The sequence below is a fragment of the Novosphingobium sp. TCA1 genome (genome assembly GCF_009811895.1).
GTDB lineage: Bacteria > Pseudomonadota > Alphaproteobacteria > Sphingomonadales > Sphingomonadaceae > Novosphingobium > Novosphingobium panipatense_A.
Genome location: NZ_BLJH01000012.1, coordinates 1 through 17,993 on the forward strand (window position 1 = coordinate 1; position 17,993 = coordinate 17,993).

At 63.4% G+C, this 17,993-nt stretch carries 11 protein-coding genes, 2 tRNA genes and 1 pseudogene; 5 read left to right on the forward strand and 9 right to left on the reverse strand.

Translation table 11 applies throughout. The features are described 5' to 3' along the window. The 4 genes and pseudogenes from NTCA1_RS14480 to NTCA1_RS14495 all read right to left on the reverse strand — a co-directional run. A partial coding sequence (locus tag NTCA1_RS14480) for a hypothetical protein (RefSeq protein WP_159831039.1) occupies positions 1–528 on the reverse strand: 528 nt, incomplete at its 3' end. 57 nt (positions 529–585) lie between these two features. Beyond that, a complete protein-coding gene (gene thyA / locus NTCA1_RS14485) occupies positions 586–1,530 on the reverse strand; it encodes a thymidylate synthase (RefSeq protein WP_255490484.1) in 945 nt (314 codons plus the stop codon). A 656-nt stretch (positions 1,531–2,186) separates the two neighbouring features. Then, positions 2,187–2,882 (reverse strand): annotated as a pseudogene (thyA, locus tag NTCA1_RS14490) (thymidylate synthase); the annotation flags it as partial. A gap of 134 nt (positions 2,883–3,016) precedes the next feature. Further along, positions 3,017–3,093, reverse strand: a tRNA-Pro gene (locus tag NTCA1_RS14495). Positions 3,094–3,459: 366 nt separating this feature from the next. Here NTCA1_RS14495 and NTCA1_RS14500 point away from each other — a divergent pair. Next, positions 3,460–4,083, forward strand: a complete 624-nt coding sequence (locus NTCA1_RS14500; protein ID WP_159831040.1) for a hypothetical protein — start codon at positions 3,460–3,462, stop codon at positions 4,081–4,083. Between the two features lie 121 nt (positions 4,084–4,204). Here the strand turns inward: NTCA1_RS14500 and recG are convergent, their stop codons facing one another. Further along, entirely contained in the window at positions 4,205–6,262 is a 2,058-nt protein-coding gene (recG, locus tag NTCA1_RS14505) for an ATP-dependent DNA helicase RecG (RefSeq protein ID WP_159831041.1), read from the reverse strand. 109 nt (positions 6,263–6,371) lie between these two features. Here recG and NTCA1_RS14510 point away from each other — a divergent pair, with 109 nt between their 5' ends. The 3 genes from NTCA1_RS14510 to mfd all read left to right on the forward strand — a co-directional run bounded on the left by NTCA1_RS14510 (position 6,372) and on the right by mfd (position 10,861). Next, a complete protein-coding gene (locus tag NTCA1_RS14510) occupies positions 6,372–6,797 on the forward strand; it encodes a host attachment protein (protein WP_086493603.1) in 426 nt (141 codons plus the stop codon). Positions 6,798–7,005: 208 nt separating this feature from the next. After that, positions 7,006–7,287 (forward strand): succinate dehydrogenase assembly factor 2, encoded by a 282-nt coding sequence (locus NTCA1_RS14515; protein WP_086493634.1) that lies wholly within the window; start codon positions 7,006–7,008, stop codon positions 7,285–7,287. A 103-nt stretch (positions 7,288–7,390) separates the two neighbouring features. Further along, positions 7,391–10,861, forward strand: a complete 3,471-nt coding sequence (gene mfd, locus NTCA1_RS14520; RefSeq protein ID WP_159831042.1) for a transcription-repair coupling factor — start codon at positions 7,391–7,393, stop codon at positions 10,859–10,861. Between the two features lie 153 nt (positions 10,862–11,014). On the opposite strand, the gene NTCA1_RS14525 is transcribed toward mfd, so the two are convergent. The 3 genes from NTCA1_RS14525 to NTCA1_RS14535 all read right to left on the reverse strand — a co-directional run bounded on the left by NTCA1_RS14525 (position 11,015) and on the right by NTCA1_RS14535 (position 13,499). Further along, entirely contained in the window at positions 11,015–12,307 is a 1,293-nt protein-coding gene (locus NTCA1_RS14525) for an ATP-binding protein (protein WP_133083785.1), read from the reverse strand. 189 nt (positions 12,308–12,496) lie between these two features. Further along, positions 12,497–12,571 (reverse strand) — tRNA-Asn (locus tag NTCA1_RS14530). Positions 12,572–12,704: 133 nt separating this feature from the next. Continuing rightward, positions 12,705–13,499: an NAD kinase gene (locus NTCA1_RS14535; protein ID WP_159831043.1), complete on the reverse strand. Its 795-nt coding sequence runs from the start codon at positions 13,497–13,499 to the stop codon at positions 12,705–12,707. 151 nt (positions 13,500–13,650) lie between these two features. Here NTCA1_RS14535 and NTCA1_RS14540 point away from each other — a divergent pair, with 151 nt between their 5' ends. Further along, on the forward strand, positions 13,651–14,991 hold the full coding sequence (locus NTCA1_RS14540; protein WP_159831044.1) for a GGDEF domain-containing phosphodiesterase: 1,341 nt from the start codon (positions 13,651–13,653) through the stop codon (positions 14,989–14,991). Positions 14,992–15,160: 169 nt separating this feature from the next. Here the strand turns inward: NTCA1_RS14540 and secA are convergent, their stop codons facing one another. Further along, on the reverse strand, positions 15,161–17,899 hold the full coding sequence (gene secA / locus NTCA1_RS14545; RefSeq protein ID WP_133083783.1) for a preprotein translocase subunit SecA: 2,739 nt from the start codon (positions 17,897–17,899) through the stop codon (positions 15,161–15,163). Positions 17,900–17,993 lie beyond the last annotated feature (94 nt).

Consider the following 17,993-nt stretch of genomic DNA (forward strand, 5'->3'; position numbering starts at 1 on the left):
CGCAAAGACGGCGTGAATCACAACATACTGGTATTGCTCAACAACTTTCGGATCGGGCTCTAAGGCTTCCAACTCCTTTCGGGTAACCTCAGGTAAATATTCGCCACTAGCCACGAGAGCATCGAATTCTTCGAACATCTCCCGGATTTTGTCATTACGAACAAGGAATGTTCCGCCTTTAACGCCAAACGCATGGCAGAATTCTTTCCGGTCTACTTTTCCATTGCGAACGCCCAGCGAACCATCTTGTATACGGCCTTCAAGCCAACTGCGGATGGCTGGCAATTTCGCTTCAATATTGCTGCTTACAGCGACTTCGACTTCATATCGATCGGTCACTTGCTTTAGTCCGCGCTTTTCGAAGACGAATGCGCTGCACCCAATTGCCGCAGCATAGTGCTTTATATTGATCCTCCCGCGCTGCCCTAGAACCACGCCACCAGCAGCGACGTCGCGCTCGAGGATTTCCTCAAGTTTGGCAGAGTCGCGGGCGCAGGAATCCCCGCCCTGAAGCTGCGTGGGCAACATGCGGATCATTCTCCAAGAAGATCGCCCGCCGACGGCGGGCAGCGCGCGATCGCGCGCTTAGACGGCCACGTCGGCCTTAATGGCTGGGTGCGGATCGTATCCCTCAACCTCGAAATCATCGATACCATAGCCATCGATACTATCGGGCCGGCGGACGAGCCGCATTTTCGGGAATGGACGGGGCTGTCGCGTCAACTGCTCCCGAGCCTGATCAAGGTGATTCAAGTATAAATGCGCGTCACCAGCCATCCAAACAAACTCACCAGGCTGCAAATCAGCTTGCTGAGCCAACATGAGTTGTAGCGCGGTGGCGCCAACGAGGTTGAAGGGTAAACCTAACAATACGTCGACTGACCGTTGAAACATGAGACAGTTCAGTCGGCCGTCCGAGGTGACATGATACTGGTAGACCATGTGACAGGGAGGAAGTGCCATCTCGCCAAGCTCTGCCACATTCCACGCATGGAAAAGCATCCGACGGCTTGACGGGTTTGTCTTGAGCGAAGTGACGAGCTGGGAAATCTGGTCATATTCTTGGCCATCCGAGCCGGACCAGCGTCGCCATTGCTTGCCATAAACAGGTCCAAGCTCACCCCAGCGTGCGGCGAATTCATCGTCCTCGACAATACGGCGCTCGAACGCATCCTGGTCGATATCCTCGCCGGTTTCTCTGCGATAAGTCGCGAGCGGCCAGTCGGTCCAAATCCGCACATTCTCGCGCAGCAGCGCCTGGATGTTGGTCCCCCCCGATAGGAACCAAAGCATCTCTTTCGTCGATGTCTTCCAATACACCCGCTTTGTGGTGATGATCGGGGCAGTGCCGTCCGAAAGGTCAAATCGAGCCGTTGCGCCAAAAACCGAGCGCGTGCCGACGCCCGTACGGTCGATGCGCTCATCGCCATTGTCCAGAATGCGTTGCATCAGGTCGAGATATTGACCTTCTGCATGCTCACTTTGCCCTACCAACTTAACGCCTCCACAACCGAACACCCATCCAAGCAAGGGACAACCCCTGCGAAGACACGCTATCAAACCACCACCCTTAAGCCCAACGTCCGATCAATTGCACGTCGAGATTAAATTCCTCAACATCGAGCCCAAAACATCGAGCGAAATAACCTAAAATCGAACTTCAAATCGCAACAACCTCCAATACAACGTCCAATAACGACGTATTTTTAATTAAATAAACACCTTTTTATCCGACTGTGACCTGTGGCAACTTACTACAATATCGAAATAAACTCAACATCGTCGAAAAGTGCCGCCAAAGTCGAGGCTATATCTAGGCGCAGAGCGGATTTCCGGGCAGCAATCTGATTCTGACAGCTTGAATACTGCCGCCTTCAGTTGACGAGTGACCGCCACATCGCGAATCACGAGGCCGCGAATTATCTGACCATCAATCGGACGTTGGAGGACTACGCTAACTCTGACGGCATAATGAGCGGTAACGTCCGATTGCTGACGATCCGCGAACCACATCAGGGTTGACAATTGAATAATCTATCAATGGCGGCATATGGGTATGTGGGCTCACTCACCGGGTGAAGCGCTACACCACTCCGGGAAAGATACTCGAGCAAGATTCCTGAACAATTTCAGGCCTGACAGACACTCACTCACTCACCGCCTTAGTGCACTTCACCGGAAAATATTGAGAACCCAAGGCCCAGATCGCAGCTGCGCTGATAGAGCGCGCAGGACAAACGGCCATCGGCGACGTGGAACTGGTAGCTCTTGTGGCAGGGCGGCAGTGCCATCGAATCGAGTTCGGCCACGTTCCAGCCTTCGATGATGTGGCGCCGACTGCCCGGATTGTTCTTCAGGCTCTCGATCACCTGGGCGACCTGGTTCACCCCTTCGGCCCGCTTGCGGTAGAGACCCTCGCCCGCGTCTTCGTAGACCGGCCAGTCCACCCATTGCTTGCCGTAGACCGGGCCGAGATCGCCCCACTTTTCGGCAAAGGCGGCATCCTCGACAATCCGGCGCGAGAAATCGGCGCGCGCGATCGCCTCGCCCGTTTCCCGGCGATAGCGGTCGAGCGGCCAGTCGGTCCAGATTTCCACGCCCTGCGCGCAGAGCGGGCGGATGTTGGTCTCGCCGGTCAGGAACCAGAGCAGTTCGCGGGTGGCCGTCTTCCAGTAGACACGCTTGGTAGTGAGCAAGGGCATGGCCCCGCCGGACAAGTCGAAGCGGATCGTCGCCCCGAAAACAGAGCGCGTGCCGATACCGGTGCGGTCCACGCGTTCATCGCCCTCTTCCCAGATGCGGCGCATGAGATCGAGATATTGCCACTCCCAGTGCGGAGCGGTGATCGAGGCGGTGGAATCGGCAGTCAGGATTTCGGTCATGTCCGAAACCTAGCCTATCGCGCGGCCCAAGCAAAAGGCTGTCGGCAAGAAAGCCGCAAGGCAAATCGCAAAAGCCGAAAAGCAAAAAACCCAGCGTTTCCGCTGGGTTTCTATGCCTCACCCGAGGGTGAAAATGGTCGGGGAAAGAGGATTCGAACCTCCGGCCCCTGCCTCCCGAAGACAGTGCTCTACCAGGCTGAGCTATTCCCCGACCGGGTGGGCGTTCCGAAGACCGCCCTGGGCAGGAGCGCGCCTATATAGGGCGACTCCGGGGGGCGCAAGGGCCCAATCCGATTTTTGTTGTCTCCGCTCTTATGACGGGGAGCGAAATGGCGCGAAGAGCACCGTAATTCCTCATAATTTCCTGAAAAAGCAAAGTTTTCCACAGGCCACCTTGGTTCGCGACCGGGACGGATCGAGCATGTCCGATGCTCCGCGTCCTGCCGGAAAATTCCGCGAATAGCGTCGAATCGGCTTGGGCGAATCCCCCCACTACCCCTTTCGGCGACCACCCTTGCCCGTCCCTCACCGCTCCGGCACAAGATCCGCGAGGGACGCACAGCCGCAGGGAAAGTCGATGCCCCTTGATCTCCGTCGCCGTTTCTTACTGCCGCTTGCCGCCTCAAGCGCGGCCCTGTTCCTCGCAGCCCACGGCACGAATGCGGCGGCTTCCCGCCCGTCGCCGGGAGAGCGGGAGGAAACGGCTCTGGTCCCGATCACGCTTTCCGCAGGCATGAACCCGATCTCCGACATCGCCGGCACGGGGCGGGACGGCTCGATCGCGCAGCTCTGGCGGCAGAACAACAAGGTGCGCGGCCAGCATGTCTTTCTGGTCAAAGTGGGCGACGTGGCCGCGACGCTGGAAGGCCGGGATCAGATCATCGACGCGCCCGACGTGGGCGATGACATGATTCGCTCCGTCCGCTTCGCGCGCGGGAACCATGCCGGCCGCGCGACTCTCTATATGCTGATCGCCAGTCGCGACATCGGCCCCTCTCCCTATGACGCGGCAGTCACGCACATCCAGACTTTCGCGCTGGTGCCCCGTGGCAGTGGCGGCGGCGATGCCTTTGCCTTCGCGCCGGTGCGCGCGTTCGTCGCTGCGGCGAAGTATTGCCATGCGGATGCGGCGCTGCTGGCGGAACTGAATTTTCCGCTGTCGCCGCTCTATGCCGGGAGAGTTACGCCAACGGGGTGCTGAGGAGCGTGGCTACCGTCGTCCCGGACTTGCTTCGGGACCGCTGTCAGTTCTTTAGGCGCAAGCTCGCGGGCAAGGTGGGCCACGCCAGCGGTCCCGGATCAAGTCCGGGACGACGCAGGACTTACCCGCCGCGCAGCAATTGCACGCCCCAGTCGCGCTCGAACAGATAGAGCAGCAGCCGCGCGGCATCTCCGCGCGGTCCGGCCAGCCCGCCGTCGCGTTCGATCAGCAGGCGGGCATCGTCATGGGCGAGCGGCAGCAGCTTGGTGATCTGCTCCAGGCTGGCGATACGGAACGGCGTGTCGCCCGATTGCCGGGTGCCGAGCAGTTCGCCCCCGCCGCGCAGTTGCAGATCCTCTTCCGCCAGACGGAAGCCATCCTGCGTTTCCCGCATGAGGGCAAGGCGCTGGCGGGCGGTTTCGCTGAGTTGCTGGCCCCGCAGCAGGAGGCAGGTGGATTTCTCGCTGCCACGCCCCACGCGCCCGCGCAGCTGGTGAAGCTGGGCGAGGCCGAAGCGCTCGGCCTGTTCGATCACCATCAGCGTGGCATTGGGAACGTCCACCCCGACCTCGATCACCGTGGTCGCCACCAGCACCGAGGCCTCGCCACTGGCGAAGCGCTCCATCCCGGCATCCTTGGCATCGGGCTTCAACTGGCCGTGGACCAGCACGACGGTATCGCCGAACCGCTCCTTCAGCGTAGCATAGCGCGCCTCGGCTGCGGCCAGGTCGTCGTTTTCGCTTTCGCTGACCATCGGGCAGACCCAGTAGGCCTGCTGCCCCGTCTCGATATGCCGGGCGATGGCGCCGACCACGTCGCCCATCCGCTCCACCGAGACGACGCGGGTGTCGATCGCCTGTCTTCCCGGCGGCAGTTCGTCCAGCTTGGAGACTTCCATCTCGCCGTACTGGGCCAGAGTCAGGGTGCGCGGGATCGGCGTTGCCGTCATCGCCAGGGTGTGCGGGGTGCGCCGTCCCTTGCGGGCCAGCATAAGCCGCTGCCCGACGCCGAAGCGGTGCTGCTCGTCGATCACCACGAGCGCGAGATTGCGATAGGATACTGAGTCCTGAAAGATCGCATGGGTGCCGACGACGATATCTATGGAGCCGTCCACCAGCCCCATCAGGATCGCCTCGCGCGCCTTGCCCTTGTCGCGCCCGGTCAGCAGCGCGATCTCCACGCCGGTGCCCGCCAGCATCCGCGCCAGAGTTTCATGATGCTGGCGCGCGAGAATTTCCGTCGGCGCCAGCATGGCGGCCTGCGCTCCGGCCTCCACCGCGATCAGCATGGCGTTGAGTGCCACAACGGTCTTGCCCGCGCCGACATCGCCCTGAAGCAGGCGCAGCATCGGTGCCTGCTGCGCCACGTCGCCCTCGATCTCGCGGATCGAGCGCGCCTGGGCGCCGGTCAGGGCGAAAGGCAGCTTCAGCTTCGCCCGCAGCGACCCGTCGCCTTGCAGCGGCGTGCCGGACTGCTTGCGGTTGCTTTCGCGCACCAGCATCAGCGCCAGGGCATTGGCGAAAAGTTCGTCGTAGGCCAGCCGGTCGCGCGCCTGGGCGTGGACGCCGCGATGGACCTCGCGCACCGCCTCGTTCCAGGCCGGCCACTTCATCTTGTCGTAGAGGCCGGTCTCGATCCACTCGGGCAGCTCCGGCAAGGCCTTCAGCGCCTGCTGGACAAGGCCCGCCATGCGCCCCTGCGTGAGCCCCTCCGAGAGGGGATAGACAGCCTCGCAGAGCTGACCGACCGGGGCGGCGCTGCTTTCCGAGACATGTTCGGGATGCACCATCTGGAGCATCTGGCCGTACTGGTCCAGCCGCCCCGCAACCCATCGCGTCTCACCCACGGGAAGCTGTTTCTTCGCCGTATAGGACGCGCGGCCGAAGTAAGTGACCGTCAGGATATTGCCCGCGTCGTCCTCGGCGATCACGCGAAACGGCCCCCGCCCCGAGGGAGAGCGGTGTTCGCGCACGGTGAGCTTGACGATCACGTTCTCGCCCACGCTGGCATCGTCGAGATCGGTGACGGCGCGCCGCTCCACGAAGCGGTCGGGCAAGTGGTAGAGCAAGTCGCGGATGCGGGTGAGGCCGAGCTTTTCCAGCGGCCGCTTGAGCTTCGGTCCCACGCCTTCGAGGGAATCGGTCTCGGTGAACAGGCAATTCAGTGCTTCAGGCCGCATGGTCAGCCTCTTAGCGTGAGTGACACTCATTTCACCAGACTTGCCGGGAACGGATTTGCGGACAGCCACGTTGGCTTCAGTGTTCCCCACCCCAGCACAGGAGAAATGCATGCTTCTTCCGCACGGAACCGTGTTCGCGATCGTCGACGGTGAAAACTTCGAACTCTATCGCAACGCGGGTCGCGAAGCCGCCCCCAAGCTCACCGCGCTGGACACCCCCGATCTTGAGGCGACTAACTTCAGCGCGGGCTTCCGCCGCCGCGACGATGCGGTTTCACGCCATCAGGCCCGTACCGGCGACGGCAGCAACGATTCGCTGGACGAAAGCGCCCATGCCGCCGCCGTCGCGGGCTGGCTGAACCAGCAGGTGCTCGACCGGGAGATCGATCAGCTGGTCATCGTCGCCGATCCCCGCTCCCTAGGCGAGATGCGCCGTCACTATCACAAGGAACTGAAGAGCGCCCTGCTGACAGAAGTGCCCAAGACGATGACCGGGCGCCGCAGCGAGGAGATCATCAAGGTGTTCCAGAGGTAAGAGTCTGTTTGAAAATTCGCGAAATGCGAATTTTGCGGCACCGGCCCTCTCCCCCACCCTACCACCCGCAGGATACTACCGTTGGGTGGTAGGGTGGGGGAGAGGGCCGGTGCCGCACAAAAATGCCCCTCCGGGCATTTTTCAAACAGCCTCAGCCCAAAAACGCCAAAACTTGCTCATGACCGCGCCGCGCTGTAACGGCGCGGTCATGACCGAACTCACTCAACAGAGGCAGGCGCGGCTCGCCCGCCTGAAGTTCCGCGCCTGGCATCGCGGCACGCGTGAGGCCGACTATATGATCGGCTGCTTCTTCGATAAGTTCCACGCCCAGTGGTCCGAAGCCGAAATCGACCTTTTCGAAACGATGATCGAGGAGGAGGATGTCGATATTATGGCCTGGGCGCTCGGCACCCAGAGCATTCCCGAGACATATCGCGGCCCCCTTCTGGACCGCATGATGAAGCTCGATTACGTCGATATCCCGCGCTGATGCGTCGAGCTTTCGACAAGCCGGAAATCCGGTAGGCGCGGTGGATGACCCGATCTTTCAAACCCGCTCAGCCTGAGCTTGTCGAAGGCCCCGCAAGGCACGCATGACCGACTTCAACCGCATACTTTCGGCAACTTCGCCGCTTACCCTCGCCTCGGTAACGCGCGGCGCCCAGCCGCTGGTCATGGCGGACCTCGCCCGTGCTACGAAAGGCCGGGCGGTCTTCATTGCCGACAACGAAAGCGCCATGCGCGCCGTGGCAGAGGCCGCGCAGTTCTTCGCGCCGGAACTGGATGTCGTCGAATTCCCCGCCTGGGACTGTCTTCCCTACGACCGTGCCAGCCCCGCCCTTTCGGTCAGCGCCCGCCGTTTGGCCGCGCTGCACCGGCTCCAGCTGAAGCGTACCGGTCCACAGCTGCTGGTCACCACCGCCAATGCCGTGCTCCAGCGCGTGCTCACACCGTTCCGCATCCGCGAATCGGTGCGCCTGCTCAAGCCCGGCGCGGAAATCGGCCATGAAAGCCTGATCGCGCTGCTGCGCCGTCAGGGCTACCAACGCAGCGACACCGCGATTGACGCGGGCGAGTTCGCGGTGCGCGGCTCGCTGTTCGATATCGTGCCCTCGGGTCTGGAAGGCGGGTTGCGCCTCGACTTCTTCGGCGACGAACTGGAAACGCTGCGCCTGTTCGATACCGGCACCCAGCGCTCCACCGGCGTGGTGGCGGAGCACCTGCTTCTCCCCGCCAGCGAGGCGCTGGTGGACGAGGACAGCGTCAAGCGCTTCCGCAGCCGCTACCGCGAGATGTTCGGCGCCAATGCCACGGCGGACCCGCTCTATCAGGCCGTCAGCGACGGACGCCGCCTTGCCGGCATGGAACACTGGCTGCCGCTGTTCGAGGACCGTCTTGTCACGCTGTTCGACCACCTGTCGGACGACGACCTGCTGGTGATCGACAGCGCCGCGCTGGGCGCCACGGACGAGCGCTTCACCGACATTGCGGACTATCACAAGGCCCGCCTCGAAACTTCCGGCCAGAAGGCGGGATCCTACCGCCCGCTCGCCACCGACGCGCTCTATCTGGGGCGCGAGGAGTTCGAGCAGGCCGTTGCCGCCTTCCCGGTCCACCGCGCCGATCCCTTCGCGCAGCCGGAAAGCACCAAGGTCATCGACTTCGGCTTCGGCAATGCCCGCGATTTCACGCCCGAGCGCGCGCGCGGCGACAATGCCTATGAGGCCGCCGCCAAGCATCTCCACGCCGTCGCCAAGACCGGCCGCAAGGCGATCCTCGCCGCTTATTCGACTGGCAGCCGCGCCCGCCTCGTCTCGATTCTGGGCGAGGCACAGGGCCCGGAACCCAAGCTGGCCGAAACCTGGCAGGAAGCGCTCGGCCTTGCCGTCCAGGGCCGCTCCGCCGCGCTGGTGCTGCCGCTGGAGACCGGCTTCTCCAACGACTCCGTCGAAGTCGTCACCGAGCAGGACATTCTGGGCGACCGCCTTGTCCGCCGGAAGAAAAAGAAGAAGGATTCCGACGCCTTCCTCGCCGAACTGGCGGCGCTGACGCCGGGCGACCTGATCGTCCACATGGACCACGGCATCGGTCGCTACGAAGGTCTCCAGTCGATCCCGGTCGGCCAGTCGCCCCACGACTGCGTGATGCTGACCTATGCGGGCGGCGACAAGCTCTACATCCCGGTCGAAAACCTCGACGTGCTCTCCCGCTACGGCAGCGAGGCGGAAGGCGTCGCGCTCGACAAGCTCGGCGGCGAGGCCTGGCAGAAGCGCCGCGCGAAGCTGAAGGAACGCATCCGCGAGATCGCGGGCGAACTGATGAAGACTGCCGCCGCGCGCGCCCTGCGCGTCGCACCGGCGCTGCTGCCCGAAAAATCGAGCTACGACCAGTTCGTGGACCGTTTCCCCTGGCAGGAAACCGAGGATCAAGAACACGCCATCGACGACGTGCTCGGCGATCTGGCCGAGGGCAAGCCGATGGACCGCCTGGTCTGCGGCGACGTCGGTTTCGGCAAGACCGAAGTCGCCCTGCGCGCCGCTTTCGTCGCCGCCATGGCCGGCCAGCAGGTCGCCGTCGTCGCGCCGACCACCCTGCTCGCGCGCCAGCACTATTCGAGTTTCGCGGAACGCTTCAACGGCTTCCCGCTGGAAGTCGGCCGCCTTTCGCGCCTCGTGCCTGAAAAGGAAGCCAAGGCCACCCGCGAAGGCCTCACCGCAGGCACCATGGACGTGGTCTGCGGAACCCATGCGATCCTGGCGAAATCCGTCAACTTCAAGCGGCTCGGCCTGGTCATCGTCGACGAGGAGCAGCGCTTCGGCGTCAACCACAAGGAGCGCCTCAAGCAGCTTCGCACCGACGTCCACGTCCTGACGCTCACCGCCACGCCGATCCCGCGCACGCTTCAGATGGCGATGTCGGGCCTGCGCGAACTCTCGACCATCCAGACCCCGCCCGTCGATCGTCTTGCGGTGCGCACTTACGTGATGGAATGGGACGAGATGGTGATGCGCGAAGCCCTGCTGCGCGAACACCATCGCGGCGGCCAGAGCTTCATCGTCGTGCCGCGTATCTCGGACATGGCCGAAGTCGAGGAATGGCTGGCCAAGCATGTGCCGGAAGTTAAGGTCATCTCCGCCCACGGCCAGATGAGCGCGGGCGAAGTGGAAGAGCGCATGAGCGCCTTCTACGAGGGCAAGTACGAAGTCCTGCTGTCGACCACCATCGTCGAAAGCGGCATCGACATTCCGCGCGCGAATACGATCATCATCCACCGCGCCGACCGCTTCGGCCTGGCCCAGCTTTACCAGCTGCGCGGACGCGTGGGCCGGTCGAAGCTGCGCGCCTATGCCTACCTGACGACTCCTGCGGGCCGCGCTCTGTCGGAAGTCGCGGAAAAGCGCCTCAAGGTCCTGAGCGATCTCGATTCGCTGGGCGCGGGCTTCCAGCTGGCCAGCCACGACCTCGACATTCGCGGCGCGGGCAACCTTTTGGGCGACGAACAGTCCGGCCATATCCGCGAAGTCGGCTTCGAACTCTACCAGTCGATGCTGGAGGACGCGATCCTCGAAGCCCGCGCGGGCGGCGTCGGGCTGGAGAAGGATACCTCGGGCCTGTCTCCGCAGATCACGGTGGAAGCGCCAATCATGATCCCGGAGGACTATGTTCCCGATCTGGCCGTGCGCATGGCGCTCTATCGCCGCCTGAACGACGCGGACAGCAAGGACGAGATCGAATCGCTCTCGGCCGAAATGATCGACCGCTTCGGCCCGCTGCCGTCAGCCACGTCGAACCTCGTCCAGCTCATCCAGATCAAGCGGCAGGCGATCGAGGCACATATCGCCAAGATCGACGTCGGCCCGCGCGGCACGCTGGTCAGCTTCCACAACGACAGCTTCCCGAACCCGGCAGGCCTCATCGCCTATGCCGAACGCCTCCAGGGCACGGTCAAGCTGCGCCCGGACAACAAGCTGGTCCTGCAACGCGCTTGGGGCGATCCCAAGTCGCGCCTCAATGGACTGCTACAGCTTACGAAGGGTCTCGCGGCAGTAGCGCGAAAAGGCTGACATTGCGCCAATCCGCACCGTCATCCTGAACTCGTTTCAGGATCCATTTCCGACCATCAGCAGCCGTTTGATCGGCGAGATGGGTCCTGAGCCGAAGGCCAGCGAAGCTAAACGAGTTCAGGATGACGAGCGCTATTGGGACGCTTCCCCAGCCTACATCAACGGCACCTTGATCCGCGCGATCAGCCCACCACAGGGCGAAGTCGCGAAGGAAAGCTGTCCCCCGAAGCGCATCATCAGCCGGTGCGCGGTGGGAATGCCAAGGCCGAAGCCGGGCGTATCGCGGGTGCGCGCCTCATCCAGGCGGAAGAACGGCGTCAGCACGTCCTCGAAATGGCTGGGCGGGATGCCCGGCCCGGTATCCTCGACGTCGATGAACCAGTCCGCCCCTTCCCGCCGGACGGCGACTTCGGCGCGGCCGCCGAAGCGGATGGCGTTCTCGACCAGGGCGCCGGTCGCCAGGGCCAGCGGCTCAGGAAAGCTCTCGACCACGGCCTTTCCGGCCCCCGTCAGTCGCGCACGATCCTCATAGGGGGCGATGACACCGGCGACGAGTTCACCGAGATCGACTTTCTCGGCTTCGGAGGAAAGGTGCTGGGCGCGCAGATAGCCCTGCAGCGACGCGAGCAGCCCTTCCATTTCGTCGATGCTGGATTGCATGATCTCCGATATCTCGGGATCGTCGATCAGGTCCGTGGCGATCTGCTGGCGCGACAGCGGCGTGCGCAGATCGTGGCTGATCGCCTCGAACGATCGCGCCTGGTCCTCCAGCAGCCGGGCAATGCGCTCCTGCATGACGTTCATCGAATGGGCCAGGTTGCGCAGATCCTCCGGCCCGCTCTCGCGGATCTCGACCTGCTGGCCATGGCCGATGGCGTCGGCGGCCTGTGTCAGGCGCCTGAGGGGATTGGTGAGCAGGCGCAGCAGGACCAGCCCGATGGCGATGCAGGCCAGCGCCGTGCAGAGCATGAGGACGCTGGCGCGCAAGGCGATCGGCCACATCGAGGTTATGTCGCGCGAACGGAAATTCAGCCATTTGCCGTCGGCCAGACGCACAGAACCGACGAGATCGCTCTTGCCGCCCGAGGCATCCCTGGTGGCAAGGTTGAGCGGCCGCGTGGCGAGCGAAGGCTCCCACTCGATCACCTGCCCCGCGATGCGGCGCAGCGATTCGGAATCCATCATGCCGCGCACGGCCGGTTCAGGAGAGAATTCCGCCTTGAGGTGTCCCGTCGTCATGATCGGCGCGGCCAGATTGGGCTGGAGCGCGTGGATCCGATCGCTGACGACGATCAGCTCCGCGATTCGCCGCGCATGGTCGGCGCGAATCGTCTGCCGGTCGATCGATTGGTAGAACAGCAGGCTGCCGATCAGCTGCGCCACGCAAAGTGCGAGAAAGACGACGGCAGCCAGGACTGCCAGACGCGGGATGCTGATTCGGGCCACGTTTCCTCTCGCCGGATGCCCGATTGTTCTGTGCAATATGCCGGGGCGTCCTGAATGAGCGCTCTCACCGGATGAGGCGTTCGTCAATGCGCTGTCTGATCGGGAAACACTTTGACACTTGCGAAGTGTGTCAGGGCTCTCGCATCTAATGCGGAGCTACTTTCCCCTTCCGTTTAGGAAGGAAGAAAGTGGCTCCCCGAGTAGGATTCGAACCTACGGCCATTCGATTAACAGTCGAATGCTCTACCGCTGAGCTATCGGGGAGCAGCCTGTCAGTGTTTCCACCGCCGGGCAGGAGTGCGCCTATAAAAGGGGTCCTCAGGGTTGGCAAGCACTCTGTCATGAAAATGATGCAAAAACTTTTCCACAGGGTGGAGCCCTTGCCCGGCGCTTTTTCTCAAACCTGGAACTGCTCCGCGAAGATGCGCTCTTCCAGGGTGAAGCCCGGATCGAACAGCAGCGTCAGCTCCTTCTCGGCATTGGCGATGATGCGCACGGTCTTCACGTCGCGCACTTCCTTCTGGTCGGCCACGGCGGCGACCGGGCGCTTGCCGGGTTCCCGGATGCGGAATTCGACCTCGGCGCTTTCGGGCAGGATAGCCCCCTTCCAGCGACGCGGCCGGAACGGGCTGAGCGGGGTAAGCGCCAGCATGCGCGAGCCAAGCGGCAGGATCGGACCATTGGCCGAGAGGTTATAGGCCGTGGAGCCGACCGGCGTGGCGACCAGCACACCGTCTCCCACCAGTTCCTCCATCCGCACTTTGCCGTTGATCGTCACTTCCAGCTTAGCGGTCTGGCGCGTCTCGCGCAGCAGCGAGACTTCATTGATAGCGTAGTAAACGAAGCTGCGACCGTCATGACTGGTGGCGTGCATCTGCAGCGGGCGCACCGGCACCGGATGCGCCTCGGCGATGCGCTCGGCGATCGGCACCCCATCATGCGGCCCGTTCATCAGGAATCCCACGGTGCCCAGGTTCATGCCGTAGACCGGCTTGATCCTATCGCGGTCCAGCATCTCGTGCAGGACATGCAGCAGGAACCCGTCACCGCCGACCACCACGATCACGTCGGCTAGTTCGGGATCGACCCAGTCATGGGCGGCGCGCAGTTCGGCCGCGCCGCACTGCGCCTTGGCGCTGTCGGATACGATGAGGCCCAACCTTGGCTCGTCAGGCTTGGGCTCTTTAGTCATTGCAATCCCCGGCAAGAAGCGGCGCCTGCGCCCGGTGGCGAACGGGACGGAAGGAAATCTCCGGTTGCCGTCTCATTTTGAAGCCCTTTTCATGCCCCGGACCTTTCGAATTTTGCATCGTTTGGCAAGGCCTTTGGCTATAGCAGGGCCGATGGGCGAAAGACGCAAGAGCCTGCCGCGCGGCCATGCCCGGCGACTGGAAGACAGACTGACCGGCATTCCCGGGCTCGACGCCGTGCGCGAACGCATTGCCGGTTGGCGGAGCGATGCCGAAAGCGCGCCGCAGCAGGCCCATGTCCACGCCATGCTGCTGGCCCTGCGCCGCCTGGACACGATCAACATGGCCTACGGCGCCGAAGCCGGGGACGGCGCGCTGGAGGAAGTCGCGGGGCGGATTGCCCATTTTGCCGGAGAGGAACTCGACGGCCCCTGGCTGGTCGCCCGCGCCGGCGGCGGTTCCTTCGTGCTCGTCGCCAATGAGGCATGCAGCCGGGAGCGCTGGCATCTCGTGGCGGACCAGTTGGCCGACGCCATTTCCCGCCCGATCGCCCTGCCCACCGGCGTCCTGCGGCTCTCGCCCCGAATCGCCCTGATCCGCGCCCTCACCGACGAGAGCGTCGATTCGATGCTGGACCGCCTCGGCCATGCCCTGGCGGACTTGCAGGAGCAGTCCGCCACGCGCCTGGGCTGGGCGGACGGCGAGGTCACCGTGCCGGGCCGCTCCGCTGCGCAGCTCGAGGCCGACCTCCTCGGCGCCATCGACCGGGACGAGATCGAGATCCTGTTCCAGCCCCAGTTCAGCCTCTCCGACGACGCGCTGACCGGGGCGGAAGCCCTTGCCCGCTGGAACCACCCGGTGCTCGGCCGCATCGGCGCGGGCGCCCTCTTCGCCATTGCCGAGCGCGCCGATCACATCGGCCCGCTTTCACGCCATATCGCCGCGAAGGCGATGGCGGCGGCGGGCCAGTGGCCGGGCGAGCTTCGCCTTTCCATCAACGTCACCCCGGCCGACCTCGCCTTCGGCACTTACGTGCGCCAGATGCTCGACCTCGTGCGCGAGAGCGGCTTTCCGCCACGCCGCCTGACGCTGGAGATCACCGAGCAATCGCTGATCAGCGACATCAGCCAGACCGCGCAGATGATGGCGGAATTCTCCTCGCAGGGCATTCGCATCGCCCTCGACGACTTCGGCGCGGGGTTCTGCAACTTCCGTTATCTCAAGGTCCTGCCGATCCACTATCTCAAGCTGGACCGGACCATGATCGAAGGCGTCGGCACCGACCGCCGCGACGTGGCCGTGCTGCGCGCGATCGTGGCCATGGCGCGCGCGCTCGACCTTCAGGTCATTGCCGAGGGCATAGAGGAAGAGGAGCAGCGCGAAGTCGCCGCGCGCGAGGGCTGCGCCTATTATCAGGGCTTCCTGCGCGCGCAGCCGATGTCGGTGGCGATGTTCGCCAAGCTGGCGCGGGTCGGCGGCGAGAAGAGCGCATGACGTCGTCCCGGACTTGATCCGGGACCGCTGGCAGTTCTTCAGGCGCAACCTCTAGCGCGAGGCACTACTGTAAAAAGCAAAACGCGCGCTCCGGGCATTCCCGAAAGCGCGCGTTTCTCGGCCAGCGGTCCCGGATCAAGTCCGGGACGACGGCCTGTGTCAGGTGCCTTTACGCGAGAGCGCCGTGGCAGTGCTTGTACTTCTGGCCCGAACCGCAAGGGCAAGGTGCGTTGCGGCTGATCGGCAGGTCCGCGTAGGGATTCTCACCCGCGGCGCCTGCACCGACGGCGGCCTGCGGGCTGCCTGCCAGCGTGCCGAACAGTTCCGGCATGAAGGCCGAACCGTCGCCGTCGTTCGAATTGTCGAGGCCGGTCAGCGGATCGATGTGTCCGGTCAGGAAGTCCGGCAGTTCCGGGAGACCGGCAGGCTCAGGCATGCGCAGTTCGCTGACCGAGAGGATGCGGGTTACGTCCTCGCGGATCGAATCGAGCAGGCGTTCGAACAGGCTGAAGGCCTCGGTCTTGTACTCGTTGATCGGCGTCTTCTGGGCATAGGCGCGTAGGAACACCACCTGACGCAGGGCGTCGAGCGTGGAGAGGTGCTCCTTCCAGTAGTGGTCGAGGCGATCGAGCAGGATCGACTTCTCCACCTGGCGCCAGATCGCCGGATCGTCCTGCGCCATCTTCGCGTTCATGTGCTCGGTGGCCATGGCGGCGATGCGTTCCTCGACGAGTTCGGGATCGACCCCGTTCTCCTCGATCCAGGCCTCCAGCGGCACGTCGATCCCGAGGATATCCTGCGCCTTGGCCTTGAGCCCGTCGACATCCCAGTGTTCGGGATAGGAACCGGCCGGGCAGGCATCGGCCACCAGCGCGTTGACGGTGTCGTTGCGCATGTCGACGACGACTTCATCGACCGTTTCCGAATCCATGATGTCGGCGCGCTGCTCGTAGATGACCTTGCGCTGGTCGTTCATCACGTCATCGTATTCGACGACCTGCTTGCGCACTTCGTAGTTGCGCGCCTCGACCTTCTTCTGCGCGGTCTCGATGGCCTTGGACAGCCACTTCGAACCGATCGCCTCGCCATCGGCCAGATTGCTGTTCATCATCTTGGCGAACAGCGTGTCCGGGCCGAAGATGCGCAGGAGGTCGTCCTCCAGGCAGAGGTAGAACTTCGACAGGCCGGGGTCGCCCTGGCGGCCCGAACGGCCGCGCAGCTGGTTGTCGATGCGGCGACTTTCATGGCGCTCGGTGCCGATCACGCAGAGGCCGCCCGCGGCCAGCACGAGGCGCTTCTGCTCGGCCACTTCCAGCTTGATGCGCGCGATCGCCTCTTCACGCTCCGGCCCCTCGGGCATGTCGCGCAGTTCGTCCTCGACGCGGAATTCGACGTTGCCGCCGAGCTGGATGTCGGTGCCGCGACCGGCCATGTTGGTGGCGATCGTGACGGCACCCAGCGAACCCGCCTGCGCGACGATGTGGGCTTCCATCTCGTGGAAACGGGCGTTGAGCACCGAGTGCTTGACGCCTTCCTTGTTGAGGAAGTCCGAGAGCAGTTCCGACTTCTCGATCGAAACGGTGCCAACGAGGACCGGCTGGCCGGTTTCGTAGCGTTCGCGGATCAGCTTGGCGATGGCGCCGAACTTGTCATGCGTGTTCTTGTAGAACTCGTCTTCCTCGTCGATGCGCTGCACCGGCACGTTGGTCGGAATGGTGACGACGTTCATCTTGTAGATGTCGTAGAATTCCGGGGCCTCGGTGGCGGCAGTGCCGGTCATGCCCGAAAGCTTCGGATACATGCGGAAGTAGTTCTGGAAGGTGATCGAGGCGAGCGTCTGGTTCTCGGGCTCGATGCGGACGCCTTCCTTGGCCTCGACCGCCTGGTGCAGGCCGTTCGACCAGCGGCGACCGTCCATCATGCGGCCCGTAAACTCGTCGATGATGACGACCTTGCCGTCCTTGACGATGTAGTCGATGTCCCGCTTGAACATGAACACGCCCTTGAGGCTCTGGTCGAGGTGGTGGACCACCTGCGTGTTCTCGACGTCGTAGAGGTTCGAACCGACCAGCAGCCCGGCGGCTTCGAGCATGCGCTCGGCCTTCTCTACGCCGTCCTCGGTCAGGCTGATGTTCTTGGTCTTCTCGTCGGTCTCGTAGTCCTCGGGGAGGAACTGCTTAACGATCGCGTCGACCTGCATGTAGAGTTCCGACTTGTCGTCGGTCGGACCCGAAATGATCAGTGGCGTGCGCGCTTCGTCGATCAGGATCGAATCGACTTCGTCGACGATCGCGAAATTGAAGGGGCGCTGCACCATCTGGCTGCGCTCATGCTTCATATTGTCGCGCAGGTAGTCGAAGCCGAACTCGTTGTTGGTGCCGTAAGTGATGTCGGCGCCGTAAGCCTCGCGGCGTTCGTATTCGTTGAGGTTCGGCACGATCACGCCGATGGTCAGGCCGAGGAAATTGTGCAGCTTGCCCATCTGCTCCGCGTCGCGGCGGGCCAGGTAGTCGTTGACGGTGACGATGTGGACGCCCTTGCCCTCAAGCGCATTGAGGTAGGTGGCGGTGGTCGCGACCAGGGTCTTGCCCTCACCCGTGCGCATTTCCGCGATCTCGCCGCGATGGAGCACCATGCCGCCGATCATCTGCACGTCGAAATGGCGCATGCCGAACACGCGCTTCGAGGCTTCGCGCACGGTGGCGAAAGCTTCGGGCATGATCTGGTCGAGCGTGCTGCCGTTCGCCAGCATGTCGCGGAACTTGGCGGTCTGCCCGGCCAGTTCCTCGTCACTCATGGCCTCGAAAGCGGGTTCGAAGGCGTTGATCTGGGCGACGATCTTGTCGAGCGACTTGACGTAACGCTCGTTGGACGAGCCGAAAATGGACTTGGCGATGGCGCCGAACATGGCGGAAATCCCTGTTTTTCGTGAATGCGTATATCGGATGAGCGCGCCTGCGATACGCGCAGGCACGGGAAAGGTTTCGCGAACGTGCGAATGA